General features: G+C 69.2%; 23 protein-coding genes and 1 tRNA gene. 6 read left to right on the top strand and 18 right to left on the bottom strand.

Annotated elements, in window-relative coordinates; genetic code table 11:
- Position 1 precedes the first annotated feature (1 nt).
- Genes AC3RXZ_RS08555 through AC3RXZ_RS08545 form a run of 3 tightly spaced genes read right to left on the bottom strand, consistent with a single transcriptional unit; the run spans position 2 to position 2,952 of the window.
- Positions 2-1,576, bottom strand: coding sequence for an FAD-dependent oxidoreductase (locus AC3RXZ_RS08555; protein ID WP_491493745.1), 1,575 nt, complete (start codon positions 1,574-1,576; stop codon positions 2-4).
- Between the two features lie 53 nt (positions 1,577-1,629).
- Positions 1,630-2,484, bottom strand: coding sequence for an FAD:protein FMN transferase (locus tag AC3RXZ_RS08550; protein WP_491493744.1), 855 nt, complete (start codon positions 2,482-2,484; stop codon positions 1,630-1,632).
- 9 nt (positions 2,485-2,493) lie between these two features.
- The gene (locus tag AC3RXZ_RS08545) at positions 2,494-2,952 is read right to left on the bottom strand and encodes an FMN-binding protein (RefSeq protein WP_491493743.1); all 459 of its coding nucleotides are present in this window, start codon (positions 2,950-2,952) and stop codon (positions 2,494-2,496) included.
- 100 nt (positions 2,953-3,052) lie between these two features.
- On the opposite strand from AC3RXZ_RS08545, the gene AC3RXZ_RS08540 reads away from it, so the two are divergent.
- The gene (locus tag AC3RXZ_RS08540; RefSeq protein ID WP_491493742.1) at positions 3,053-3,784 is read left to right on the top strand and encodes a SecDF P1 head subdomain-containing protein; all 732 of its coding nucleotides are present in this window, start codon (positions 3,053-3,055) and stop codon (positions 3,782-3,784) included.
- Positions 3,785-3,790: 6 nt separating this feature from the next.
- Here AC3RXZ_RS08540 and AC3RXZ_RS08535 read toward each other — a convergent pair whose 3' ends face one another.
- From AC3RXZ_RS08535 to AC3RXZ_RS08525, 3 genes are all read right to left on the bottom strand, one after another.
- Entirely contained in the window at positions 3,791-4,825 is a 1,035-nt protein-coding gene (locus AC3RXZ_RS08535; protein WP_243232350.1) for a ribose-phosphate diphosphokinase, read from the bottom strand.
- Positions 4,800-6,263 (bottom strand): bifunctional UDP-N-acetylglucosamine diphosphorylase/glucosamine-1-phosphate N-acetyltransferase GlmU, encoded by a 1,464-nt coding sequence (gene glmU / locus AC3RXZ_RS08530; protein ID WP_491493741.1) that lies wholly within the window; start codon positions 6,261-6,263, stop codon positions 4,800-4,802. Before glmU ends, AC3RXZ_RS08535 begins: the two co-directional genes overlap by 26 nt.
- Before the next feature lies 1 nt (position 6,264).
- Positions 6,265-6,336 (bottom strand) — tRNA-Gln (locus AC3RXZ_RS08525).
- 115 nt (positions 6,337-6,451) lie between these two features.
- Between AC3RXZ_RS08525 and AC3RXZ_RS08520 the strand changes: the two genes are divergently transcribed.
- The 3 genes from AC3RXZ_RS08520 to AC3RXZ_RS08510 are packed head-to-tail and all read left to right on the top strand — an operon-like array spanning position 6,452 to position 8,373.
- A complete protein-coding gene (locus tag AC3RXZ_RS08520) occupies positions 6,452-6,940 on the top strand; it encodes a GNAT family N-acetyltransferase (protein ID WP_491493740.1) in 489 nt (162 codons plus the stop codon).
- A gap of 7 nt (positions 6,941-6,947) precedes the next feature.
- The gene (locus AC3RXZ_RS08515) at positions 6,948-7,442 is read left to right on the top strand and encodes a MarR family winged helix-turn-helix transcriptional regulator (RefSeq protein ID WP_243232342.1); all 495 of its coding nucleotides are present in this window, start codon (positions 6,948-6,950) and stop codon (positions 7,440-7,442) included.
- A 19-nt stretch (positions 7,443-7,461) separates the two neighbouring features.
- Positions 7,462-8,373: a pseudouridine synthase gene (locus tag AC3RXZ_RS08510; RefSeq protein ID WP_491493739.1), complete on the top strand. Its 912-nt coding sequence runs from the start codon at positions 7,462-7,464 to the stop codon at positions 8,371-8,373.
- A gap of 17 nt (positions 8,374-8,390) precedes the next feature.
- Here AC3RXZ_RS08510 and AC3RXZ_RS08505 read toward each other — a convergent pair whose 3' ends face one another.
- From AC3RXZ_RS08505 to AC3RXZ_RS08495, 3 genes are all read right to left on the bottom strand, one after another.
- A complete protein-coding gene (locus AC3RXZ_RS08505) occupies positions 8,391-9,050 on the bottom strand; it encodes a methionine ABC transporter permease (RefSeq protein WP_243232338.1) in 660 nt (219 codons plus the stop codon).
- Positions 9,050-10,093 carry a methionine ABC transporter ATP-binding protein gene (locus tag AC3RXZ_RS08500; protein ID WP_243232329.1) on the bottom strand — a complete coding sequence of 348 codons (1,044 nt, stop codon included), beginning with the start codon at positions 10,091-10,093 and terminating at the stop codon, positions 9,050-9,052. The genes AC3RXZ_RS08505 and AC3RXZ_RS08500 overlap by 1 nt, the downstream gene beginning before the upstream one ends.
- A 91-nt stretch (positions 10,094-10,184) precedes the next feature.
- Complete coding sequence (locus AC3RXZ_RS08495) at positions 10,185-11,087, bottom strand: MetQ/NlpA family ABC transporter substrate-binding protein (RefSeq protein ID WP_491493738.1); 903 nt, start codon at positions 11,085-11,087, stop codon at positions 10,185-10,187.
- A gap of 218 nt (positions 11,088-11,305) precedes the next feature.
- Between AC3RXZ_RS08495 and AC3RXZ_RS08490 the strand changes: the two genes are divergently transcribed.
- The gene (locus AC3RXZ_RS08490) at positions 11,306-12,808 is read left to right on the top strand and encodes an arylsulfatase (RefSeq protein WP_491493737.1); all 1,503 of its coding nucleotides are present in this window, start codon (positions 11,306-11,308) and stop codon (positions 12,806-12,808) included.
- 52 nt (positions 12,809-12,860) lie between these two features.
- Here AC3RXZ_RS08490 and AC3RXZ_RS08485 read toward each other — a convergent pair whose 3' ends face one another.
- From AC3RXZ_RS08485 to rsmA, 9 genes are all read right to left on the bottom strand, one after another.
- The gene (locus tag AC3RXZ_RS08485; RefSeq protein ID WP_491493736.1) at positions 12,861-14,675 is read right to left on the bottom strand and encodes an ABC-F family ATP-binding cassette domain-containing protein; all 1,815 of its coding nucleotides are present in this window, start codon (positions 14,673-14,675) and stop codon (positions 12,861-12,863) included.
- Positions 14,676-14,755: 80 nt separating this feature from the next.
- Positions 14,756-15,877 (bottom strand): substrate-binding domain-containing protein, encoded by a 1,122-nt coding sequence (locus tag AC3RXZ_RS08480; RefSeq protein ID WP_243233342.1) that lies wholly within the window; start codon positions 15,875-15,877, stop codon positions 14,756-14,758.
- A 34-nt stretch (positions 15,878-15,911) separates the two neighbouring features.
- Positions 15,912-17,264 (bottom strand): multiple monosaccharide ABC transporter permease, encoded by a 1,353-nt coding sequence (gene mmsB, locus AC3RXZ_RS08475; RefSeq protein ID WP_491493735.1) that lies wholly within the window; start codon positions 17,262-17,264, stop codon positions 15,912-15,914.
- On the bottom strand, positions 17,261-18,781 hold the full coding sequence (mmsA, locus tag AC3RXZ_RS08470) for a multiple monosaccharide ABC transporter ATP-binding protein (protein ID WP_491493817.1): 1,521 nt from the start codon (positions 18,779-18,781) through the stop codon (positions 17,261-17,263). Before mmsA ends, mmsB begins: the two co-directional genes overlap by 4 nt.
- A gap of 168 nt (positions 18,782-18,949) precedes the next feature.
- Complete coding sequence (locus AC3RXZ_RS08465; protein ID WP_491493734.1) at positions 18,950-19,963, bottom strand: LacI family DNA-binding transcriptional regulator; 1,014 nt, start codon at positions 19,961-19,963, stop codon at positions 18,950-18,952.
- Positions 19,964-20,123: 160 nt separating this feature from the next.
- Positions 20,124-20,543, bottom strand: coding sequence for a hypothetical protein (locus tag AC3RXZ_RS08460; RefSeq protein ID WP_491493733.1), 420 nt, complete (start codon positions 20,541-20,543; stop codon positions 20,124-20,126).
- Positions 20,544-20,636: 93 nt separating this feature from the next.
- Positions 20,637-21,572, bottom strand: a complete 936-nt coding sequence (locus tag AC3RXZ_RS08455) for a 4-(cytidine 5'-diphospho)-2-C-methyl-D-erythritol kinase (protein WP_491493732.1) — start codon at positions 21,570-21,572, stop codon at positions 20,637-20,639.
- A gap of 31 nt (positions 21,573-21,603) precedes the next feature.
- A complete protein-coding gene (gene mgrA, locus AC3RXZ_RS08450) occupies positions 21,604-22,671 on the bottom strand; it encodes an L-glyceraldehyde 3-phosphate reductase (RefSeq protein WP_491493731.1) in 1,068 nt (355 codons plus the stop codon).
- Positions 22,668-23,528 (bottom strand): 16S rRNA (adenine(1518)-N(6)/adenine(1519)-N(6))-dimethyltransferase RsmA, encoded by an 861-nt coding sequence (gene rsmA / locus AC3RXZ_RS08445; RefSeq protein ID WP_491493730.1) that lies wholly within the window; start codon positions 23,526-23,528, stop codon positions 22,668-22,670. Before rsmA ends, mgrA begins: the two co-directional genes overlap by 4 nt.
- Positions 23,529-23,562: 34 nt before the next feature.
- On the opposite strand from rsmA, the gene AC3RXZ_RS08440 reads away from it, so the two are divergent.
- Positions 23,563-24,816 (top strand): MFS transporter, encoded by a 1,254-nt coding sequence (locus AC3RXZ_RS08440; protein WP_243233330.1) that lies wholly within the window; start codon positions 23,563-23,565, stop codon positions 24,814-24,816.
- Position 24,817: the final 1 nt, after the last annotated feature.

Below are 24,817 nucleotides of genomic sequence, written 5' to 3'. Positions count from 1 at the left end.
GTCAGTACCCGGCGAAGGCATCCGTGGTCAGCGACCGCGCCTTGTGCAGCGCGGGAGCGAGATCGGCGATCAGACGCGGCGGCCCGGAGATGTACGCGTGCCGCAGCGGCAGATCGCTGACCACGCGTTCCAGCCCCGCCGCGTCCAGTCGGACTCCCTGCGCCCAGCTCCAGTGCGGCGGGAGGTCGGCCGGCTCGTCCCGGGTGAACACGACGACCGGGACGCCGGTAGCCGCCAGTTCGTCGCGGAAGGCGAGCTCCGACGCCTCGGCGGCCACGTACACGAGCACGACGTCGCGCTCCTGCCCGGTGAGCTGCAGCTGACGCAGCTGCGAGACGAACGGCGTGACGCCGATGCCGGCCGCGACCATGAGCACGGGTGCCTCGCCGCGCGGCAGCAGGAAGTCCCCCCACGTGCCGGTGACGGCGAGCGTCGCGCCTGGCTCCGCCGCGGCGAGCGCGCGCTTGTAGCTGGACGGATGCTTCTGGTCGCCGTTCTTGTACGCGATGCGCAGCGTGGGCAGATCCGCGGGCGCGGAGACGATGCTGAACTCGCGCCGGGTCCCTCGGGCGTCGGGATGCCGGTGAGGCACGTCGAGCTCGAGGTACTGCCCCGGCAGAAAACGCAGCCTCCCCCGGGTCTGGAACGTCAGCTCCTGCACGGTCGGGGTGATGGATTCGCGCGTCGCGAGGGTGAGGCGCACGGATCCGCGCAGCGCGAACACGAAGGCGAGGAGGTTGCCGATCAGCAGCGCCCGCTCCTGCCCCAGGGTGAACAGTCCCGCGACCGAGATCGGCCAGCCGGCGAGCACGCCGACGACGCCCGCGACCCAGAACTGCTGCCAGCGCCGGGGCGGCAGGGTCAGGGGCTCCGACAGCATGAACGCGCCGAGGAAGAGGAACGGCGTCTGCAGCACCGCGAAGGACAGCGCCGCGGCGAGATCGACGTCCAGGCCGGCCTGCTGCCCCTGCACGAACTGGCGCAGCACCGCCGTGCCGATCGCGATGAGCACGAACAACAGCACCACGCGGACCTTCTCGGTGCGCCACAACACGATCAACCCGAGCAGGGCGACGGGGACCGCCAGCGACGGCGTGCCGACCCACCAGGACGCCGAGGTCCCCAACCAGGCGAATGCGCCGAAGGAACCGAGGATCGACACGAACGCCGCGCCGAAGGCGGCCGGGTTCAGGACGTGCCGACCCCGCCAGGCGATCAGGTACTTCGACAGGCTGGCCACGACGCCGGCGATGGCGATGCCCAGGATCGCGGCGGGCTCGTAGCCCGGTCGCAGCACGAACAGCAGGATGAGCGCGGTGACGAGCGAGGACTCGATGCGCCAGGGCAGGCGCAGGATGCGCTGCGCCGCGGCATCCACCGCCGAGATCACGACGGCGAGGACCGCGAAGGAGACCAGGATCTCCAGCGGCGAGGGCGACACGATGACACCGAGGGCCGACAGCACGAGGGCGATCAGGCCCAGCGCCATGAGCGAGAACAGCACGAGCCGGTACATCGACAGCGAGCCCAGCAGCGCCAGCACCCGCTGGCGGAGGGCGGTGAAAGAGGTCGTCACGGTTCCACTCTTCCTCATCGTCGGCTCTGCGACATCCCCGGCCTCGCGCGCCGTCAGGATGCCGCGGTGAACAGCTCGACGGGACACCCCGGCGAGCGCTGCGCTCGCCCGTCGGTGCTCATCCTCACCCACTCGACACCCCAGCGCGCCGCCAGCTCCGCGCCGCCGTCGAAGAACAGGGCGGTGGCGGCGGCATCCGCATGCATCGCGTCGTCTGCGATCGCCCAGGTCGCGGCCCACGTGCGCACCGGCATGCCGGTCCGGGCGTCCAGGACGTGATGAAGACCGTCGCCCCACGCGCGCCGATTGATCGCCGAGGCGCAGAGCGCCTGATCGGCGATCGTGGCGACGCCGATCGCCCGGCGCGCGTCGAAGGGATGCTCCAGGGCGATGCGCACAGCGGCCCCGCGGACGGCGAGATCACCGGAGGCGTCGACGACGAGGTTCCCGGGGATGTGGGCGAGCTCCGCGCGGACCAGGTCGACCAGGCGTCCCTTCCCGAGAGCGCCCACGTCGATAGCTGCGGGCTCGGTCAGCGTCAGCCGCTCCGTCCAGCCGAGGATGTCCTGCCAGTCTTGCGGCGCCGGGCGTGCGGCACCGGCGACCAGCGAGATCGACGCGTCGTATCCCAGCGCGCTCAGGCCCGCACCGACCAGCGGGTTCACGGCGCCGTCGGTCGCCTCGGACAGCTCGCGGTACAGCTCCAGCATGTCCGCGGCGTCCGCAGGCAGTTCCGCCGACCCGCCGCCCCCGAGCGACGACACCACCGAGTCCTCGCGGAAACGCGACCATTCCCGATCGAACCGCTCGATCACGGCGTCGACCGCGGCCCGCTCGTCCTCGCCGAGTTCCCGTGCGGTCTCGATGTCCCACCGGGTTCCGATGGCATCGAACCGCCAGAGCGCCATCTCCGTCCCCTAAGCCGCGGCCTGTTCCTTGATGTCCTCGACGGCGGCGTTGAAGCCGCCGCTCGTGAGCGAGGAGCCGGCGACACGGTCCACGGCCAGCTCGTCGATCGCGACGCCCACGACCTCCTCCTCGATGCCGTCGATGAACTGGCCCTGGTACTGCTCGGTCTCGCGCGCCCGCGGATCACCGGTCACCTCGACCTCCGTGACGACGCCGTCAGCGAGAGTGAGCGTCACCGAGATCGTCTCGACGGTCTCCGGCGTCTGGTACGACCCTTCCGCCGTGTAGGTGCCGTCGGCGTAGTCGCCCGTGGACCCGCCGTTCGTGCCGGCATCAGACGTCGTGCCGGCGTCGGACTGGCCCTCGGCATCCGCCGCGCCGGAGCAGCCGGCGAGAGCCAGCATCCCGGCGACGCCGACGACGGCGGCTCCGGTGCGGAGGGGAAGGGGAACGGTCGTGCGGTTCATGGCTGGTCCTTCCTGGAATGGTCGGTTGCTGCGAGCCTAGGGCCGCACACTATGGCTGGGCTGTGGCTTCCGCGCGCGGTGCGCCTGGTAGGGTTCCCGCGTGCGAGCCAACAGGACGATCGGACTCGCGATCATGGCGATCACCGTCACAGTCGGAACCGGCGGATGCGCTCTGATCGCGCCAGAGGTGCCGATGGCGCAGATCGTCCTCGAGGCGCCGCCCGGCACCGAGGACGCACGCGATCTCGCGGCCGCGCTCGAAGAGCGTCTCGAAGCGCTCGATGCCGCGCACGCGGTCGAGGTCGACGGCACGGCGATCACCATCGACTACGAGGCGGGCGCCGTGCCCGGCGGAGACGAGCTCTTCACAGCCGGCGGCGCGACGTCCCTCCGTCCCGTCCTCGCCGACGACGCCGCTGCGACGACGCCGTGCACGGAGGCCGCGGACGAGGAGCCCTGCTCGGGAACGGATCCCGGTTCCTCCGCGCCGCTCGGGCTCGGCCCGTCCTCACCCCTCGGAATCGCGGACGCGACCGCGGACCTGCAGGACACGAACTGGGTCATCGAGGTGGACTTCACCGAGTCCGGCGCCGGGACGATGCAGGAACTGAGCGCCGCCGCCGCCTGCGCTCAGGGGCAGGAGAACCGCATCGCAATGGTGCTCGACGGTGAGATCCTCACGGCGCCGAGCGTCGCCGTGGGGTGCGGCGAGTCGCTGGAGAGCGAACTCGTGATCTCGGGCGGATTCGACCGGGACGACGCGATGCTGCTCGCCGCCGTGCTCGCGTCGCCGATCCCGGCGGGCGTCACCGTCGTCGAGCAGAGCGGCTAAGACGCCTCAGGCGTCGCCGCCGAACATGCTCGTGACCGATCCGTCCTCGAAGACCTCGCGGATCGCGCGCGCCAGCAGCGGGGCGATCGGCAGGATCGTGAGGTTCTCCCACTGACGGGACTCGGTCAGCGGGATCGTGTCGGTCACCACGACCTCGTCGATCGAGGAGTCCTGCAGGCGCTCGGAGGCCGGGTCGCTGAAGATCGCGTGCGTCGCCGCGACGATGACGCGGTGCGCGCCGTTGGCCTTCAGTGCCTGGGCGGCCTTGACGATCGTGCCGCCGGTGTCGATCATGTCGTCCACGAGCAGGCAGGTGCGGCCCTCGACGGTTCCGACGATCTCGTGGACGGACACCTGATTGGCGACCTTCGGGTCGCGGCGCTTGTGGATGATCGCCAGCGGTGCGCCCAGGCTGTCCGACCACGTGTCGGCGACGCGGACGCGGCCCATGTCGGGAGAGACGACCGTGAGGATCTCGCGGTCCTCGGGGCTCAGCGTGCGCTCGAAGTGGTCCAGCAGCACAGGCTTGGCGAACAGGTGGTCCACGGGGCCGTCGAAGAAGCCCTGGATCTGCGCGGCGTGCAGGTCGACGCTCATGACGCGGTCCGCGCCGGCGGTCTTCAGCAGATCGGCGACGAGGCGGGCGCTGATCGGCTCGCGTCCGCGGCCCTTCTTGTCCTGCCGCGAATACGGATAGTACGGCGCGACGACCGTGATCCGCTTGGCCGAGGCGCGCTTGGCCGCGTCGATCATGATGAGCGTCTCCATGAGCCACTCGTTCACCGGCTCCCCGAAGGTCTGCACGAGGAACAGGTCGCACCCGCGGATCGACACCTCGAACCGCGAGTAGATCTCCCCCGACGCGAACGTGCGGTGCTCGGTGGGTGCGAGCTCCGTGCCCAGCGCCTCGGCGACCGCGCGCGTGAGCTCGGGGTGGGACCGGCCGCCCGCGACGACCAGGCGCTTCTTCGTCTTGGCGACGAGTCCCGGCGCTACGCCGTTGTCCCGATCCAGTTCAACGGTCTTCTTCTTGCGCGCCATCGCCTGCCTTCTCTGCCGCTTCGTGAGCACGGGATGCCGCCTCAGCCGCGCCCGTGCCCGCCCTGTTCTTCTCGACCCACCCCTCGATGTTGCGCTGAGGGGCGACGCTCATGGCCAGGGCACCCGCCGGGACGTCCTTGCGGACGACGGCACCGGCTCCGGTCTTCGCTCCAGCACCCAGCCTAACGGGAGCCACGAGCACCGTGTGCGAGCCGGTGTGCACCTCGTCGCCGATCTCGGTGCGGTGCTTGTTGACGTCGTCGTAGTTGGCCGTGATGGTGCTGGCGCCGAGGTTGACGCCGCGGCCGATCGTGGCGTCTCCGACGTACGACAGGTGGGGCACCTTGCTGCCCTCTCCGATCTCGGCGTTCTTCGTCTCGACGTACGCGCCGATCTTGCCCTTCGCCCCCAGCACGGTCCCCGGTCGCAGGAACGAGAACGGGCCCACCGTGGCTCCGGCGCCGATGACGGCCAGGGTGGCGTCGGTGCGCTTGACGACGGCGTCCTCGCCGATCTCGCAGTCCACCAGTGTCGTGTCGGGGCCGACGGTCGCACCGGGCGCGACGACGGTGGCGCCGAGGATCTGCGTGTGCGGGAGCACGGTGACGTCCGGGGACAGCTTCGCGTCGTCGTCGATCCAGGTCGTCGCCGGATCGATGACCGTGACGCCCTCGAGCTGCCAGCGGCGCACGATGCGCTGGTTGAGCAGCCGGCCCACCTCGGCCAGCTGCGCGCGGTCGTTCACGCCGTAGGTCACCGTGACGTCGGAGACGACGGATGCCGCGACGCGGTCGCCGGCCAGGCGCAGCAGCCCAGGGACGTCGGTGAGGTACTTCTCGCCCTGCGCGTTGTCGGTGCCGATGGCCGGCAGGTGCGCGCGCAGCGCCGCGGCGCGGAACACGTACATCCCGGCGTTGATCTCGTGGACCGCCGCCTCCTCGGCGGTGGCGTCCTTCTGCTCCACGATGCGGTCGACATCCCCGGCGGCGTCGCGGATCACCCGGCCGTATCCCGTCGGGTCCTCGACGACCGCCGTCATGAGGGTGGCGGCCGCCCCCGCGGCACGATGCTCCGAGACGAAGGCGGAGAGCGTGTCGGCGTCGGCGAGCGGGCAGTCTCCGGACAGGATGAGCACGTCGCCGTCGAAGTCCGGGATCGCGTCCAGCGCGACCTCGACCGCGCGCCCGGTGCCCGGGATCTCGTCCTGGTCCACGAAGATCGTGCCGGGGTACACGTCGGTCAGCGCAGCGACCACCTGGTCGCGCTCGTGCCGCACGACGACCTCGATGCGATCCGCGCCCAGACGTGCAGCCGTCGTGAGCACATGGCCCACGAGCGGCCGTCCGGCCACCGGGTGCAGCACCTTCGGCAGGCGGGACTTCATCCGCGTCCCCTGACCTGCGGCGAGGACGACGATGGCGAGGTTGTTCTCCGTCATGCTCCGCCGCCAGGACTCGAACCTGGACCTCACAGCTCCAAAGGCTGTCGTGCTGCCATTACACCACGGCGGACCGCGGCCGTCGTCGGGCCGCCCGTCAAGTCTGCCACGTCTGCCCTGCACGGCCGGTGCGCAGGGGATGGACGTCTCGTCATCCGGAGGAAACACGGAGCTGCGATGCTGAGGCGATGGACATCGTCATCGACCGGATCACGGCGGCGACCCCCGCGCTCGCCCGGTTCATCGCCGCCCATCACGCGGAGATGGCGGGTACCGCTCCCCCGGAGAGCCAGCACGCCCTGCCGCTGGAAGGCCTGCTCAAGCCCGGCGTGCGGCTGTTCGCGGCGTCCGAGGACGGTCGGCCGGTCGCGACCGGTGCGCTCGCGGTCGTCGCGGACGGACACGAGGAGCTCAAGTCGATGCGCACCGACCCGCGTCTGCGCGGACAGGGCCACGGCCGGGCCATGCTCGCGTTCCTCATCGACGACGCCCGATGCCGCGGCATCCGCAGACTGTCGCTGGAGACGGGAGCCGACGACTTCTTCGCGCCCGCTCGGATGATGTACACCCGATTCGGCTTCACCGAGTGCGAACCGTTCGGGAGCTATCTGCCCGACCCGCTCAGCACCTTCATGACGCTGTCGCTCGTCCGGTCCGCGCGCCCCGACGCGCGATAATGGACGGATGAGCCAGGCGGACGAGGTCGATCGGATCGTCGAGGCGTGGAACGCGCAGCGCCCCGATCTCGACTTCGCGCCCCTCGAGGTGCTCTCGCGCATGGACCGCCTGACGCGCCTGCTGGACCGCGCGCGGCGCGAGGTGTTCCGCCGCAGCGAGCTGGAGCCGTGGGAGTGGGATGTGCTCTCGGCGCTGCGCCGCGCAGGCGCACCGTTCCAGCTCAGCCCGAAGCAGCTGCTGCAGCAGACCCTGGTCTCCAGCGGGACCATGACCAACCGCATCGATCGCCTGGTCGCGCGGCGGCTCGTGCGGCGCGAAGCCGACCCAGGCGACGGGCGCAGCATCCTCGTCACCCTGACGGATGACGGTCGCATCCGCGTGGATGCCGCGATCACCCGCCTTGTCGACGTCGAGGCCGATCTGCTGCAGGGACTCTCCCGTGGCGACCGCGACCGGCTGGCGGCCCTGCTGCGCAAGCTGAGCCTGACCTTCGAGTCCTGACGGGAGCATCCCGATGGGCATGCCCTCTCCCCTGCCGGTGCGCGACGGCGTCGGCGCCACGCGCCTGCACGTGCCCCTGAGCGGCGCCTGGCCGACGATCTCGGCGTACATGGTGGAGCGCTTCTTCCACCTCGATCCCGAGCGGCTGCTCGTGCGCTTCGACCGCGGCGAGATCGTCGCGCGGGACGGCAGCCCGCTGACCCGGGAGACACCCCTGGGGGCCGAGGAGTTCGTCTGGTACTACCGCGAGCCCCCCGTGGAGACGGAGATCCCGTTCGAGATCGAGGTGCTGCACCAGGATCCGGACCTCGTCGTGATCGACAAGCCGCACTTCCTGCCCACGACTCCGGGCGGGAAGTACCTGCAGAACTCGGCGCTCGTCCGGCTGAGGCGGCTGCTCGGCAACGACGAGCTCACGCCGATCCATCGCCTCGATCGCGCCACGGCGGGGCTCGTGATGTTCTCGGCGCGGGCGCAGACCCGCGGCGCCTACCAGCTGATGTTCGAGAACCGCGAGGTCGAGAAGGTCTATGAGGCGGTCTCGGCGCGGCCGAGGGACGGCGTACTGCCGGCCTTCCCGCTGGTCTATCGCAACCACATCGTCAAGGACCGCGGGCACGTCTGCGTCCGGGTGGACGCCGAGCGCATCCCCAACTCCGAGACGCGGATCGAGCTGATCGCCGCCGACGAGGACGTCGTGCACACGCTGCTGCGGCCGCACAGCGGCAAGATGCACCAATTGCGCGTGCACCTGGCGGCGCTCGGACTCGGCATCCTGAACGACGGGTTCTACCCCGTTCTCCTGCCGGAGCGACCGGACGATTTCGAGCGGCCGCTGCAGCTGCTCGCGAGGCGGCTGCGATTCGTGGATCCGCTGAGCGGCGAGCCGCGGGAGTTCACCACGCGGAGACGGCTCGCCTTCGCGCCCTGACGCGGCGGGCCGGTTCCCTACCGGCGCATCACCTTGCGGGCGAGCCACGTGCCGAGCACCTGCACCAGATGCACGAACACGACGATGAGGACGATCGCCGCCCACATCACCACGGGCTCGAACTGGCGGAAGCCATAGGTCTGGGCGAACGCGCCGAGGCCGCCTCCGCCGATCATCCCGGCCATCGCGCTCATGTCGATGAGCGCGACGACGATGAACGTGAAGCCGAGGATCAGCGGGCCCAGCGCCTCGGGGATCGCCACGGTGAGCAGGATCCGCCAGGGGCCCGCTCCCATCGAGCGCGCGGCCTCGATGGTCCCGGGAGACACCGTCACCAGATGCTGCTCGACGATGCGCCCGATCGCGAACGAGGCGGCGATGCCGATCGCGAAGGCGCCGGCGGTGATCCCGATGCCCGTGCCGACGACGAACCTCGTGAGGGGCTGCATCACCGCGAGGAAGATGACGAACGGGATGGGGCGGAAGAAGTTGATGAGCAGGTTCACGACCGCGTAGACCGCCCGGTTGGGCAGCACACCGCCCCGTCGCGTCGCGTACAGGGCGACGCCGAGGACGAGTCCGAGGACGCCGCCGAGGACCAGCGCATAGGTCACCATGTAGAGCGTCTCGACGGCGGACTTCCAGAACTCGTCCTGCAGCTCGATGAGGCGGTCCATCAGCGCACCTCCCCCCGGTCGATGCGGGTCACTTCGACCTGTTGCCCGATCTTCGACAGCGCCTGGTCGATCGCAGCGTCCGCGCCCCGGATCGCCAGGGTCAGATGTCCGAACGCGCGCCCGCGGATGTCGTTGATGCCGCCGTAGACGAGCTCGAACTCCAGCCCCGCCTCGGCGAGGTCGACGAAGACCCCTGCCTGTGACGAATCGCCGTCGCGGAACGAGAACGTCACCAGCTCGCCGATGTGGCGCTCGCGCAGCACGGACAGCTCGCTGGGCGACGGGACGCCCTTGATGACGGTTCCGACGAAGCGCTGGGATGCCGGATGCTGCGGTGCCGAGAAGACGTCGAACACGTCGCCGCGCTCGATGACCCGACCGGAGTCCATCACGGCGACCTTGGTCGCGATCGTCTGGATCACGTCCATCTCGTGCGTGATCACCACGATCGTGACGCCCTGCTCCTCGTTGACCCGCTTGAGCAGCGCCAGCACCTCGTGCGTCGTCTCGGGGTCCAGTGCACTGGTCGCCTCGTCGGCGAGCAGGATCGCGGGACGCGTGGCGAGCGCGCGGGCGATGCCGACGCGCTGCTTCTGCCCTCCGGAGAGCTGTTCGGGGAACGACCGCGCCTTGTCGCTGAGGCCGACGAAGCTGAGCAGCTCCGCGACCCGCGCATCGATGTCGGCCTTGGACCAGCCGGCGAGCTTGAGCGGGAAGGCGATGTTCGCGCGCACGCTCTTGGCGGCGAACAGGTTGAACTGCTGGAAGATCATGCCGATGCCGCCGCGGACGCGACGCAGCTCGCGCTCCGGCAGCGCGGTGATGTCCTCGCCGTCCACCACGATCGATCCGCTCGTGGCGGGCTCCAGGGCGTTGATCAGGCGGACCAGCGTCGACTTGCCTGCGCCGGAGTAGCCGATGATGCCGAAGACGTCGCCCTTCTCGATCTCGAGCGTGACGTCGTCGACGGCGAGGACCTGCGCGTCACCGCCGGACGGCGAGGGGTACGCCTTGGTGACGTTCGTGAGGGACACGATCGGCATGGGAACTCCGGTTCTGTGGGACGGCGGCCGGGAGGAACGACGAATCGGGCGGTGCGCAGAAGGCACCGCCCGATTCTCTCGCATCAGACGCCTACTCGGATGCGGCGATGTCCTCCTGGACCGTGGTGAGCGAGTCGACCAGATCCGCCGCCGGGATCTGGAGCGGCACGGCGGTGTCGCCCGAGGACTCCTGGAGCCCGGCCTGGACGGCCTCGTCGGTCTGGAAGATCTCGACGAGCTTCAGGTAGGTCTCGTTGTCGGCGTCCTCGGCGCGCGACGCGAAGATGTTCACGTACGGCAGGGCGTTCGGGTCCTCCGGGTCGTCCTGCGCGATGGCGTCCTCGAAGCTGAGTCCGGCGTCCTCGACGAAGTCGTTGTTGATGATGGCGGCCGCGACATCGGGAAGGGAGGTCGGGATGAGCGCCGCCTCGAGCGCGGTGACCTTCACCTTGGACTTCGCCTCGTCGACGTCGGCCAGGTCGGACAGCGTGGTCCCGCCGCTCTTGAGCTCGACGAGCCCGGCCGACTGCAGCACGAGCAGCGCGCGCGCCTGGTTGGACGCGTCGTCCGGGACGGCGACCGTTTCGCCCTCGGGGATGCTCTCGACGTCGTCGTACTTCGTGGAGTACAGCCCCAGCGGGTAGATCGCGGTCGACCCGAGCGGGGTGAGGTCCTCACCGGACGCCTCGTTGTACTGGGCGAGGTAGATGATGTGCTGGAACTGGTTGAGATCCAGCTCCCCCTCGGTCAGAGCCGGGTTGGGCTGCTCGTAGGAGCCGAAGTTGACCAGCTCGACGGTGATGCCCTCGTCGGCGGCGGCCTCGACGAACGGCGCCCACTGCGCGTCGCCGTCGTTCACGACGCCGATCCGGACGGTCTCGGAGCCGCTGCCGCCGTCTCCGGCCGAGGTGTCGGCGGTGGCGCAACCGGCGAGCGCGACGAAGAGCGGGACAGCCGCGAGGGCGGCGATGACAGACGTGGTGCGTCGGGACATGATTCCTCCTGGTGGGACTCGACCACGTTAGGCACCCGGCCAACGGATCGCGGAATCGGGTGTCACAGAACGTCACCGTGTCACGAGCGCATCACGATCGCTTCCGGCCTGCACTCACCCCGCGCAGATGAGACACGACACGACCGGGACGGCTTCGTGGTGCACTGGCGCCGAACAGCGACCCCGCGCCCGTGTGCGCGCATCGGAAGGGACTCCTCATGGCCGACAAGCCGAACATCCTCATCATCTGGGGCGATGACATCGGAATCTCGAATCTCAGCACGTACTCGGACGGCCTGATGGGCTACCGCACGCCGAACATCGACCGCATCGCCGACGAGGGCGTGAGGTTCACCGACTACTACGGCGAGCAGAGCTGCACGGCCGGTCGCGCCGCCTTCATCACGGGCCAGAACCCCTATCGCACCGGCCTGACCAAGGTCGGGATGCCCGGCGCGAAGCTCGGTCTCCAGCCGGAGGACCCCACCATCGCCGATGCGCTCAAGCACCACGGCTACGCCACCGGCCAGTTCGGGAAGAACCATCTCGGCGACCGCGACGAGCACCTGCCCACCGCGCACGGCTTCGACGAGTTCTTCGGGAACCTCTACCACCTCAACGCCGAAGAGGAGCCGGAGCACCCCGACTACCTGACGGATGACGAGTTCCCCGGCTTCAGCGAGAGGTTCCGTCCGCGCGGGGTCATCCATTCCTGGGCGAACGAGGACGGCACCCAGCGCATCGAGGACACCGGCCCGCTGACCAAGAAGCGCATGGAGACCGTGGACGAGGAGTTCCGCGACGCCGCCGCCGACTTCATCCGCACCCAGGCGGATTCCGACACTCCGTTCTTCGTGTGGTTCAACTCCACGCACATGCACTTCCGCACGCACACGAAGGAGGAGAGCAAGGGTCGCGCCGGTCGCTGGCAGTCGAACTACCACGACACGATGCTCGACCACGACGACGTCGTCGGCAGCCTTCTGGATCTGCTGGACGAGCTCGGTCTCGCCGAGAACACGATCGTCATGTACTCCACCGACAACGGCCCGCACATGAACAGTTGGCCGGATGCCGGGATGACGCCGTTCCGCAACGAGAAGAACTCCAACTGGGAGGGCGCATACCGGGTGCCGGCGATGGTCCGCTGGCCCGGACGCATCCCGGCCGGGACGACCCTGAACGGCATCGTGAGCCACAACGACTGGTTCGTGACGCTGCTCGCCGCCGTCGGCGACGCCGACATCGCCGAGCGTCTGAAGGCCGGGACCGAGCTGCACGGCACGAGCTACCGGGTCCACCTGGACGGTCACAACCAGCTGGACTACATCACCGGAGAGACCGAGCACAGCCCGCGCAGGCATTTCTTCTACGTCTCCGACGACGGCGATCTCACAGCGCTGCGATTCGAGAACTGGAAGCTCGTGTTCCTCGAGCAGCGCGCGACCGGAACGCTTCAGGTGTGGCAGGAGCCGTACACGGAGCTGCGCTTTCCGAAGCTGTTCAACCTGCGCACGGACCCGTACGAACGCGCCGACATCACGTCGAACACCTATTGGGACTGGGTGCTCGAGCACATCTTCCTCTTCGTCCCGGCGCAGGCGTACGTCGCGAAGATGCTCAGCAGTCTCGCCGAGTTCCCGGCGCGCCAGAAGTCGGCGTCCTTCACCATCAATCAGGTCATGGGGAAGCTGGAGGACGCCACGGCCGGCGCATCCTGAACCCGACGTGCGAGGGCGGCCCGGTTCCTCCCGCCGGGCCGCCCTCGTCGCGTCATCCGATCTGCTCGGTCAGCTCGAACCAGCGCAGCTCGAGCGCCTCGACCTCGTCCTGCTGCGCCTGGATCGCCTTCATCTTCTCGCCGAGCCCGGCGTAGTCGGACTGATCGTGCTCGACCAGCGCATGCTTCGCGCGGTCGATCTGTTCGTTGAGCTTCTGCATCCGGCGCTCCAGAGCCGCGAGCTCCTTCTCGGCGGCGCGGCGCGCGGCGCCGTCCAGCGACGGGCTGGCCGGGTGAGGCGCCGCGGTCGCCGGGGCCGCGGCATCCGTCTTCTCCTGCGCCGCGCGCAGCCGAAGGTACTCGTCGACTCCGCCGGGGAGGTGGCGCAGGCGCCCGTCCAGGATCGCGTACTGCTGATCCGTGACCCGCTCCAGGAAGTACCGGTCGTGGCTCACCACGAGAAGCGTCCCCGGCCACGAGTCCAGCAGATCCTCGATCGCGGCGAGCATGTCGGTGTCCATGTCGTTCGTGGGCTCGTCGAGGATCAGCACGTTCGGCTGGTCGAGCAGGACCAGCAGCAGCTGGAGCCGGCGCTGCTGGCCGCCCGACAGGTCCTTCACCGGCGTCGACAGCTGGGCGGACGAGAATCCGAGCCGCTCCAGCAGCTGCCCGGGAGTCAGCTCGGTCGCCTTGGAACCGCTGCCGAACGTGTAGGAGGTCCGCAGTCCCGAGATCACGACGCGCACCGGATCGTTCCAGTGCGGCGCGAGCTCGTCGATGCGCTGCGTGAGGGTGCGGACCTGGACGGTCTTGCCGCGCTTGACCCGCCCGGCGGTCGGCTCGACGGTGCCTGCGATGAGACCGAGGAGCGTCGACTTGCCGGCCCCGTTCACGCCCAGGATGCCGGTGCGCTCCCCCGGCGCGATGCGCCATTCGACATCTCGCAGCACCTCGCGCGCCGGAGACGCGTCGGTCGCGGGGTAGGTGACTCCGGCATCCAGGAGGTCGACGACGTCCTTGCCGAGACGGGAGACGGCGAGGGACGCCAGCGACACGGAGTCGCGGATCTCGGGGACGTCCTCGATCAGCTGGTTGGCCGCGTCGATGCGGAACTTCGGCTTGCTCGTACGCGCGGGTGCGCCGCGACGCAGCCAGGCGAGCTCCTTGCGGGCCAGGTTCTGACGCTTGGCCTCGGTGGCCGCCGCCATCCGGTCGCGCTCGACGCGCTGGAGGATGTAGGCGGCGTAGCCGCCCTCGAACGGCTCCACGATCCGGTCGTGCACCTCCCAGGTCTCGGTGCAGACCTCGTCGAGGAACCAGCGGTCGTGAGTGACGACGAGAAAGGCGCCGGCGTTGGCCGCCCAGCGCTTCTTCAGGTGCGCGGCGAGCCAGGTGATCGCCTCGACGTCGAGGTGGTTGGTCGGCTCGTCCAGGGCGATGATGTCCCAGTCCCGGGTCAGCAGCGCGGCGAGCGCGACGCGGCGGCGCTGGCCTCCGCTGAGGGCGTCGACGGGCGCGTCCCAGTCGAGGTCGCTGAGCAGCCCGTGGATCACGTCGCGGACCCGCGGATCACCCGCCCACTCGTGCTCGGGGGTGTCGCCGACGACCGCATACCCGATCGTGTGACCGTCGTCGAGCGTGTCCGCCTGATCGAGGACTCCGACCCGGGTTCCGGCGCGCATCGTGACCCGCCCGGCATCCGGCTCCTTCCGGCCGGCGAGCATGGCCAGAAGCGACGACTTGCCGTCGCCGTTGCGGCCGACGATGCCGATGCGATCCCCCTCCTCGATGCCGAGGGTGACGGAGTCGAAGACGACCTTGGTCGGGTATTCCAGGTGGAGGCCCTCGGCCCCGAGAAGATGTGCCATGTCCCCTCCAGGGTAGTCGCGGGAGAACGCGAGAGCCGCCCGGGTCGGGACCCGGGCGGCTCTGCACTGCACGTCGTGACTTACTGGTAGGACTCGACGATCTCGAGGAGGCTCGGGACGTTGGCGTACGCCTCGGCCGCGTTCTCCTTCGTGACGATCAGCGGCTCCAGCAGGTAGGACGGGACGACCTTGACGCCGTTGTCGTACGACTCGGTGTCGTTGACGTCGACCTCCTCGCCCGCCTGGAGCTGGCCGACCATCTTGATGGCCTGCTCCACGAGCAGCGTGGTGTCCTTGTTGATCGTGGAGTACTGGATGCCCTCCATGATCGACTTCACCGACTCCACCTCGGAGTCCTGACCGGTCACGACCGGCACGGGCTTCCCGGCCTGCTGGACCGAGGTTATGATGGCGCGCGCGAGCGTGTCGTTCGGGGACAGCACGCCGTCGAGCACCGTGTCGCCGCTGTACGAGCCGGTGAGGATCGTGTCCATCCGGTTCTGCGCGTTCTCGGCCAGCCAGCCCTCCGTCGCCGTCTGGGCGATCTCGGTCTGACCCGACACGACGTTCAGCGTGCCGTCGTCGATCTTCGGCTGCAGCACGCTCATCGCGCCGTCGAAGAAGACCTTCGAGTTGGCGTCGTCCGGAGATCCGGAGAACAGCTCGATGTTGTACGGCGCCTCGTGACCGGCGCGCTCCTCGAGACCCTGCAGCAGCGCGTTGCCCTGCAGCTCTCCGACCTTGAAGTTGTCGAAGGCGACGTAGTAGTCGACGGCCTCGGTGTTCTCGATGAGACGGTCGTAGGCGATCACGTAGGCGCCGGCGTCCTTGGCCGCCTGCACCTGCGTGGCCAGCTGCTTGCCGTCCTTGGCGCCGATGATGATGACCTTGGCGCCGTTCGTCACCATCGCCTGGATCTGGTTCTGCTGCTCGGCGACGGTGTTGCTGGCCGGGGCGTACTGAACGTCCGCCTTGAAGCCGGCCTCGGCGAGTCCGTCCTCGAACAGCTGTCCTGCCAGGACCCAGTTCTCACTGGTCTTGTCCGGCAGGGCGACGCCGATCGTGGAGCCGGCCTCGAATCCGGCGTTCTCGCCGGAGCCCGAGCCCTCCTCGGACCCGCCGCCTCGCTGGGAGGAGCAGCCGGTGAGGGCGAGCGCTGCTGCGGCGACCAACGCTGTCGCCGTCACTGCCATTCTCTTCATGCGATCTCTTTCTCTGATGGTGCGGACACTGCCGTCAGGACGACGGAGTCTCCTTCTTCCCGCTCGCGGTGCCCGCGGCGGAGGTCGGATAGTCGGTGAGGTTCGGGGCGTCCTTCTGGTGGCGCCGGCGGGTCAGCAGTCCGATGAGCGACGGCCGCCCCTGCTGCTTGTTCCACACGTCGATGCCGACAGCGAACAGCAGCACGAGGCCCTTGATCATCGCCACGACGTCGGCGCCCTGACCGAGCAGCGCCAGGCCGTTGTTGAGGAACGCCATCACGAGGCCACCGATGATCGAGCCGATGACTGTGCCGATGCCGCCGGCGACGGCCGCGCCGCCGATGAAGACGCTGGCGATCGCGTCCAGCTCCCAGCCGGTGCCGTCGTTCGGACCCGAGGCCTGGGAGCGGGCGACGAAGATCATGCCGGCCAGGGCCGCGAGCATCGACATGTTCATCATGACGAAGAAGTCGACCCAGCGGTCCTTCACTCCCGAGAGGCGCGCGGCCTGCCGGTTGCCGCCGACGGCGTAGATGTGGCGGCCGAAGATCGTGTTGCGCGTGAGGAACGAGTAGATGATCACGAGCGCCAGCAGGATGAGGCCGGGGACGGGGAAGCTGGTCCCCGGACGCCCCGTGGCGAACATCCATCCCGCAGCGAGGACGACGATCGACAGCAGCACGACCTTGGTGACGCTCACCCACGCCGGCGCCATCTCCGATCCCATCCGGCGCTGGACGCGTCGGGTGCGGATCTCCCAGAAGATGAGCCAGGCGACCGCGACGAGGGCCAGGAGCATCGTGAGCACGTTGAAGTTCAGCGGGATCGCGAGCTCGGGCAGATACCCGGTCCCGATGACCTGGAATCCCTTCGGGACGGGAATGGTCTGCGCGTCGCCGATGAACTGCTGAGCGCCGCGGAAGAACAGCATGCCGGCCAGCGTCACGATGAACGCCGGGACGCCGACGTATGCGACCCAGAATCCCTGCCACGCGCCCACGAGCGCACCCACACCCAGTCCGAGGAGGATCGCCAGAGGCCAGGGCAGATTCCACTCCGCCATCGACTTCGCCACGATGATGCCGACGAAGGCCGCGACCGACCCGACGGACAGGTCGATGTGACCCATGATGATCACCATCACCATGCCGATGGCGAGGATCAGGATGAAGGAGTACTGGTTGACGACGTTGATCAGGTTGCCCGGCGTCAGCGTCGCCCCGCCGGGGCCGTTGTGCAGCAGCGTCAGCACCTCGAAGAGCAGGACGATCACGATCAGGCTGCCGAGGATGCCGAACTGGCGGAGAGATGACGTGTTGCCGCCGAACATCTTCCTGATGTCGCCGAAGTGGAAGCCCTGCTTCGGTGCCGGGGTGGTCGTCGTCATGCGTTCGCCTTCTGGTTCGTGGAGGTCATGCTGCGCATGAGCGCCTCCGGGGTCGCCTGTTCGCTGGGGATGCAGTCCGTGACGCGTCCCTCGAAGATGGTGTAGATGCGGTCGGAGATGCCCATCAGCTCGGGCAGTTCGCTGGAGATGACGATGACGCCCTTGCCCGCCGCCGCGAGCTCGTTGATGATCGAGTAGATCTCGTACTTGGCTCCGACGTCGATGCCGCGGGTGGGCTCGTCGAGGATGAGCAGGTCGGGATCGGTGAACATCCACTTCGCCAGGACGACCTTCTGCTGGTTGCCGCCGGAGAGCTTCGCGACGCCCTCTTCGACGTTCGGCGTCTTGATCCGCAGCGCCTTGCGGTACTGCTCGGCGACCGCGTACTCCTGGCGGTCGTCGACGACACCGCGCTTGGCGATCTTCGACAGCTTCGCCGAGACGATCGAGCGCTTGATCGTGTCGAGGAGGTTGAGTCCGAGCACCTTGCGGTCCTCGCTGACGTACGCCAGGCCGTGGCGGATCGCCGCGGCGACGTCGGGGAGTTCGATCTCCGCCCCGTCCTTGAACAGGCGGCCGCCTAGGTACGTGCCGTAGGAGCGCCCGAAGATGCTCATGGCGAACTCGGTGCGCCCCGCCCCCATGAGCCCGGCGATCCCGACCACCTCTCCGCGACGGACGTTCAGGCTGGAGCCCTTCACGACCATGCGCTCGGAGACGGTCGGATGCTGGACCCACCAGTCCTTCACCTCGAACATCACCTCGCCGATCTCCGGCGTGCGATCCGGGTACCGGCTCTCGAGCGACCGGCCCACCATGCCGCGGATGATGCGGTCCTCGTTGATCTCGCCCTGCGTGATGTCGAGCGTCTCGACGGTGCGCCCGTCGCGGATGATCGTGATCTCGTCGGCGATCTGCTCGATCTCGTTGAGCTTGTGGCTGATCATGATCGACGCGATGCCCTTGGCCTTGAGGCCGAGGATGAGCCCGAGCAGGTGCTGCGAGTCGTTCTCGTTGAGGGCCGCGGTGGGCTCGTCCAGGATGAGGAGCTTGACGTCCTTGTTGAGCGCCTTGGCGATCTCGACGAGCTGCTGCTTGCCGACGCCGAGGTGCTTGATGGCGAGATCGGGGTCCTCTTCGAGCCCCACCCGCGCGAGCAGTTCGGTGGCTCGGGTCTTCGCCGCCTGCCAGTCGATGCGACCGCCGCGGGCGATCTCGTTGCCGAGGAAGATGTTCTCAGTGATCGACAGTTCCGGGATGAGAGCCAGCTCCTGATGGATGATCGCGATGCCGGCCTGCTCGCTGGCGGCGATGTCCTTGAAGCGCTGCTCCTGGCCGTAGAGGAGGATGTCGCCGTCGTACGACCCGTAGGGGTACACGCCGGAGAGGACCTTCATCAGGGTGGACTTGCCCGCCCCGTTCTCGCCGCAGATCGCGTGGATCTCGCCGGCTCGGACGGTGATCGAGACATCGGACAGCGCCTTGACGCCGGGGAACTCCTTGGTGATGCCGCGCATCTCCAGGATCGGCCCCGACACGACAGGCAACGTTGCTGTGCTGCTCACGGATCTTCCTCGAAACTTGACGGCCACTCCCGATGTGACCGTTCACATGAGAGTCAATATTGCGCTTCCGTCGACCCGCTGTCAAGTGGGCCGGTGATTTCGGCGAGACCGGCGGAACGCCTACCGCGGCGCGCTCGACGAGCGCACGCGCAGGAGCGGATCCGCGGGACCGAACTCCGGCGCCCGCTCTCCGCGGATCTCCGCGAGGAGGATGGCCACGGCCCTGCGCCCCAGCTCGGGGAAGTCCTGATGAACCGTGGTCAGCGGCGGCCACACGTGCGCGGCGACCGGGATGTCGTCGAAGCCCACGACGCTGACGTCCCGCGGCACGTCCAGCCCGGCATCCCGGAAGCCGTGCATGAGTCCGATCGCCATGAGGTCGTTCGCCGCGAACACGGCGGTGAAGTCCCGCCGACGGGCGAGCTCGGTGCCGGCGAAGTATCCGAAGTCCGCCGTCCAGTCGCCGCGGATGGGCGGGAAGGTCGGGAGGTCCGCCTCGCGCAGGGCGTCCAGGTAGCCGCGCATACGGGACTCGGCCTCGATCCAGTCCTGGGGCCCCGCCAAGTGCAGGATGTCGGAGTGGCCGAGCCCGATGAGATGCTCGGTGATCGAACGCGCGCCGGCCACCTGGTCGGCCGAATGGGTGAACCCGTCGGACCCCGATGCGGTCTGCAGGCTCACCAGCGGCACACCCACGGCCATGCCGCGCAGCACGTTGAACACGCGCACCTGCGGGGCCAGCGCGACGATGCCGCTGACCTGCTCCCGCCCGAGCTGGCGGATCGCGTCGCCGATCGCCTCAGGCGAGGTCGCCGGCAGGTTCACCGTGTTGACGGAGTACCCCTCGGCCCGCGCAGCATCCTCGATCCCGGCGATCGAGGAGGTCGGACCGAACTCGCCGATCGTGGCCGACAGGATGCCCAGCGTGCGCGTCGTGCTCGTGACGAGCGCCCTGGCCGCGAGATTCGGCCGGTAGTCCAGCACCGCGATCGCGTCCTGGACCCTCTTCTTCGTCTCCGGGCGGATGCTCGGGTGATCGTTGAGGACGCGCGAGACGGTCTGATGCGAGACGCCGGCCAGCCGCGCGACATCGCGGATGCTGGGGACCCGTGCACGCTCGCCGGAGGACGCCATGGCATCGCCTCCTTCGCGTGTGCACGGTCACATCGATCTTTCCATTATGTCGGGATGGCACAGCAGACGCATCCCGCCGGCGTCCGGAGCGGTCGATGGCGCACAGAAACGGGGCCGGAGTGCTCCCCCGCACTCCGGCCCCTGGGTTCGCTCCGCGACGTCAGGTGCGCGGCGCGAGCCCGGCATACAGCAGGTGTCCGTTCTGCGGCTCCCGCAGCACGAGCACCTTCTCACCCACCCTCGGGATCTCCAGGCGGGACACCAGCGTCGCGACCGCGACCTGCTGCCCCTCCACGTCGAGGGTCAGGACGATGTTCGGGTTGTCGTTGATGGTCTGCCCGGTGTCCTGCATCCCGAGGACGGTGGCCTCCCGGGTGGGCACGCCGGTGGCGCGCAGTTGCGCGACGTACTCGGCCTGGTGCAACGAGGTCGTGGCGCCCTGTATGGCTTCGGTGAAGTCGCGCCCCATGAAGGCCTGGGTCATCTTCCCCATGAGGCCGCGCCCCTGGGCGATGTCGTCGGCCATCTGCATGGCGTCCTGCTGACGCTCCTGCTGCGTCCTGCGGCTGAACAGTCCCATGATCACTCCTGACGTCTCGTGATGTTCTGTCAGGACGACGTTACGAAGCGGCGACGGGCTCCCGATCACAGGTTCGAGAAGACCCGGTGAACGTCAGGCGGACAGGATGCGCGCTCCCGACACCGGGCCGTGCACGTGCAGGGCGTCGCGCCCCTGCGCCTCGAGCTCCTCCTGCACATAACGCGCCGATTCCGGGGTGTCGCACAGGAAGGCGATGGTGGGCCCGGATCCGGAGACGATTCCGCTGAGCGCTCCGGCGTGCAGACCTTCGCGGATGACCTCCTCGAGCGACGGCCTCTCCTCCAGGGACGCGACCTCGAGGTCGTTGTGCATGCTCGCGGCCAGCGAGTGCGGGTCTCCGGCGCGCAGCGCCTGCAGGACCGGGATGGGCACCTCCAGCGACATCGGGGGGTCATCGGCGAGCGCCTCGCCCCGCGCCCGGTGTTCGTCGAGACGCTGGTAGATGAGGGGCGTGGACATCCCCTCATCGCTCATCACCAGCACCCAGTCGAACCGGCCGCGGGCGAGGGCGGGGTTGAGCTGATCCCCGCGCCCGGTGCCGACGGCCGTGCCGCCGTGCAGCGCGAACGGGACGTCCGCGCCGAGCCGGGCGGCGAGAGCGCTCAGCCGGGACGGCGCGAGCCCCGTCCCCCACAGCGTGTCGCAGGCGAGGAGGGCGGCTGCGGCATCCGCCGACCCGCCGCCCATCCCGCCGGCGACGGGAACGCTCTTGCGCAGTTCGAGCGCAGCTCCCCCCTCGTACCCCGTCACCGAGGCCAGCAGCTTGGCCGCCCGCATCGCGAGGTTGCGGTCGTCGAGCGGGACGGATACCGGATCCGCCACGCCCTTGACGACGATCGAGAAGTCGTCGGCCGGTCGGGCGATGACGTCCTCGTAGAGCGAGACCGCCTGGAAGACGGTCGCGAGGGCGTGGTAGCCGTCGTCGTGACGGGCGCCGACGCCGAGGTAGACGTTGATCTTGCCCGGCGCGCGCACGTGCACCGCATCCGGAAAGGGCAGCAGGCTCATGTCTCGGTCCTCTCTCGGCGCGGCGGGGGTGTCAGAGTGCGGAGGACTTCGCCCACAGGTCGACGTCGATGCCGTGCGACAGCGCATCGATGCGCGCGAGCTGATCCGCCGTGAAGTCCTCCCCCTCGAGCGCGGCGACGTTCTCGTCGAGCTGCTCGGGGCGCGATGCTCCGATCAGCGCCGACGCGACCACCGGATCGCGCAGCGTCCACTGCAGCGCCATCTGCGCAAGACTCTGTCCGCGCTCGGTCGCGATCGCATCGAGCGACCGCAGGATCGCGAGCCCCTCCTCGCTGAGCGGCTTGTCCGGCAGCGAACGGCGCTTCTGCGCGCGGTCTGCGGTGCCGCCGGCGAGGTACTTGTCGGTGAGCAGGCCCTGCGCGAGCGGGGTGAAGGCGATCGCCCCGAGACCTTCGGCCCTCAGGGTGTCGGTGAGACCGTCCTCGACCCAGCGGTTCAGGATCGAGTACGCCGGCTGATGGATGACCAGCGGCGTGCCGAGCTCGCGCGCGACCGCGACGGCCTTCTCCGTGCGTTCCGCGCTGTAGGACGAGATGCCGACGTACAGCGCCTTGCCCTGACGGACCAGGGTGTCGAGGGCGCCGATCGTCTCCTCGATCGGAGTCACCGGATCGACGCGGTGCGAGTAGAAGATGTCGACGTAGTCCAGGCCCATCCGGGTCAGCGACTGGTCCGCGCTCGCCAGGATGTACTTGCGGCTGGCGAGGTCGCCGTAGGGACCGGGCCACATGTCCCAGCCCGCCTTCGACGAGATGATGAGTTCGTCGCGGTACGGACGCAGATCTTCGGCGAGGATCCGGCCGAAGTTCTTCTCCGCGGAGCCGTAGGGCGGACCGTAGTTGTTCGCCAGGTCGAAGTGCGTGATCCCCAGATCGAACGCGTGACGCAGCAGGGCGCGCTGGTTGTCGAGAGGGATGTTGTCGCCGAAGTTCCACCACAGGCCGAGCGAGATCGGCGGGAGGTACAGGCCGGACGTGCCGACCTGACGGTAGGCGAAACGGCCGTAGCGACCGGCATCCGCCGCGTACGGACGGTGCAGCTCGGGGACGTCGGGACGGAAGCGGGGGTTCTCGGTCACGACTCCAGGCTAGCCGCCCGGGCCTCGGCGATCCGCACGAAGTCGTCGATGGTCAGCTGCTCCCCGCGCGCCGTCGGGGCGACGCCCGCGCGTTCGAGCACCGCGGATGCCGAGGCCGATGATCCCCCGAGCACTCCGGCGAGCGCCTGCCGCAGCATCTTGCGACGTTGCTGGAACGCGGCGTCGACGACGTCGAACGTCGCACGGCGCAGGTCCTCCCCTCCGCGGACCTCGGCGGAGCGCTCGAACGCGACCAGCACGCTGTCGACGTTCGGCACGGGCCAGAACACCTGCCGCGAGATGGTCCCCGCGAGTCGCCACGGCCCGTACCAGGCCGCCTTCGCGCTCGGAGCGCCGTACGCCTTGCTCCCCGGCGGGGCTGCGAGTCGCTCGCCGACCTCCGCCTGCACCATGACGACGCCGCGGCGCAGGTTCGGGAAGGTCTCCATGAAATGCAGCAGCACCGGCACCGACACGTTGTACGGCAGGTTGGCGACGAGCACCGTCGGGTCGCCCGGAAGCTCCGTCACGCGCAGGGCGTCGGAGTCCACCACGGTGAGGAGGCCCTCCGGAACGCCGTGGTCCGCGGCGGTCTGCGGCAGCCGAGCAGCCAGGCGGTGGTCGATCTCGACCGCCGTGACGCGCGCGCCGGCCTCGAGGATCGCGAGCGTCAGGGATCCGAGGCCCGGGCCGACCTCGACGACGCTCTCCCCCGGCTGCACAGCGCCGGCCTGGACGATCTTGCGGACCGTGTTGGCGTCGACGACGAAGTTCTGACCGAGCTTCTTGGTGGGGGTGACGTCGAGGTCTGCGGCGAGCCTGCGGATCTCGGCCGCGCCGAGCAGAGTGACGGTCATTCCCCCATTCTTCCCTACCCGCTACTCTGAACGGATGCCCTCGCTCGGTGACCTGATCGCTCCCCGCCGGATGGGCAGGGATTTCCGCTGGCTGCTGGCGTCGTCCTGGACGAGCAACGTGGGCGACGGGGTCGCTCTGGCGGCCGCTCCGCTGCTGATCGCCTCCATGACCTCCTCCCCGATCCTGGTCGCCGCCGGAGCCGTGCTGCAGTTCCTCCCGTGGCTCGTGTTCGGCCTGCATGCCGGCGCCATCGCCGACCGCTTCGACCGCAGACGTCTCGTGATGTTCGCGAATGCGGCCCGGGCCGTGGTGCTCGCGGCGCTGTGCGTGTTCCTGGTCACCGGCACCGCGAACATCTGGATCGTGCTCGCCGTGGCGTTCCTGTACGGCACGGCCGAGGTGTTCGTGGACACCGCGGGCAGCACCCTCCTGCCCATGATCGTGAAGCCCGCGGACCTGGGCATCGGCAACGCACGTCTACAGGCCGGCTACCTCGTGGCGAACCAGTTCGCCGGTCCGCCGCTCGGCGCCTTCCTCTTCGCGGCGGGGAGCGCCTGGCCGTTCCTGATCGAGGTGCTGTGCGTGTCGCTCGCCGTCGTGCTGATCTCACGGATGGCGCGGACTCCCGTGCCGCCGCGCGAAGAGCATGCGCCCGTGCACACCGACATCGCGCAGGGGCTGCGGTGGCTGTGGCGCAATCCCCCGGTGCGCACGCTCGTGCTCATCATCCTCGTCTTCAACGTCACGTGGGCGGCGCCGTGGGGAGTGCTCGTGCTGTACGCCACCGAGCACCTGAACATGGGCGCCGTGGGGTACGGCGCCCTGACGACGGCGTCGGCAGCGGGCGGGCTGCTCGCGACGATGAGCTTCGGATGGCTGGAGCGGCACGTCTCGTTCGCCACGCTCATGCGCGTCGTGCTCTCGATGGAGGTGCTCATGCACCTCGCGTTCGCCCTGACGACCTCGGGCTGGGTCGCCCTGGTCATCATGTTCGTGTTCGGCGCCTACGCGTTCGTGTGGGGCACGATCTCGACGACCGTGCGCCAGCGGCTGGTTCCGACCGCCCTGCAGGGCCGGATCGCCTCGGTCAACATGGTCGGCGTCTTCGGAGGCATGGTGTTGGGGCAGGCCATCGGCGGCGTGATCGCCCAGTTCTGGGGACTCACAGCGCCCTGGTGGTTCGCCTTCGTCGGGGCCGCCCTGACGCTGCTGCTGGTCTGGAAGCCGATCTCGCACATCGTCAGCGCGAAACCGGTGAGCGACCCCGAGCCGGACCCGGTGGCCTGAA

Source organism: Microbacterium cucumeris (assembly GCF_058349845.2).
The sequence above is the reverse complement of the archived record's forward strand: the minus strand, read 5'-3'. Positions and strand labels throughout refer to the sequence as shown.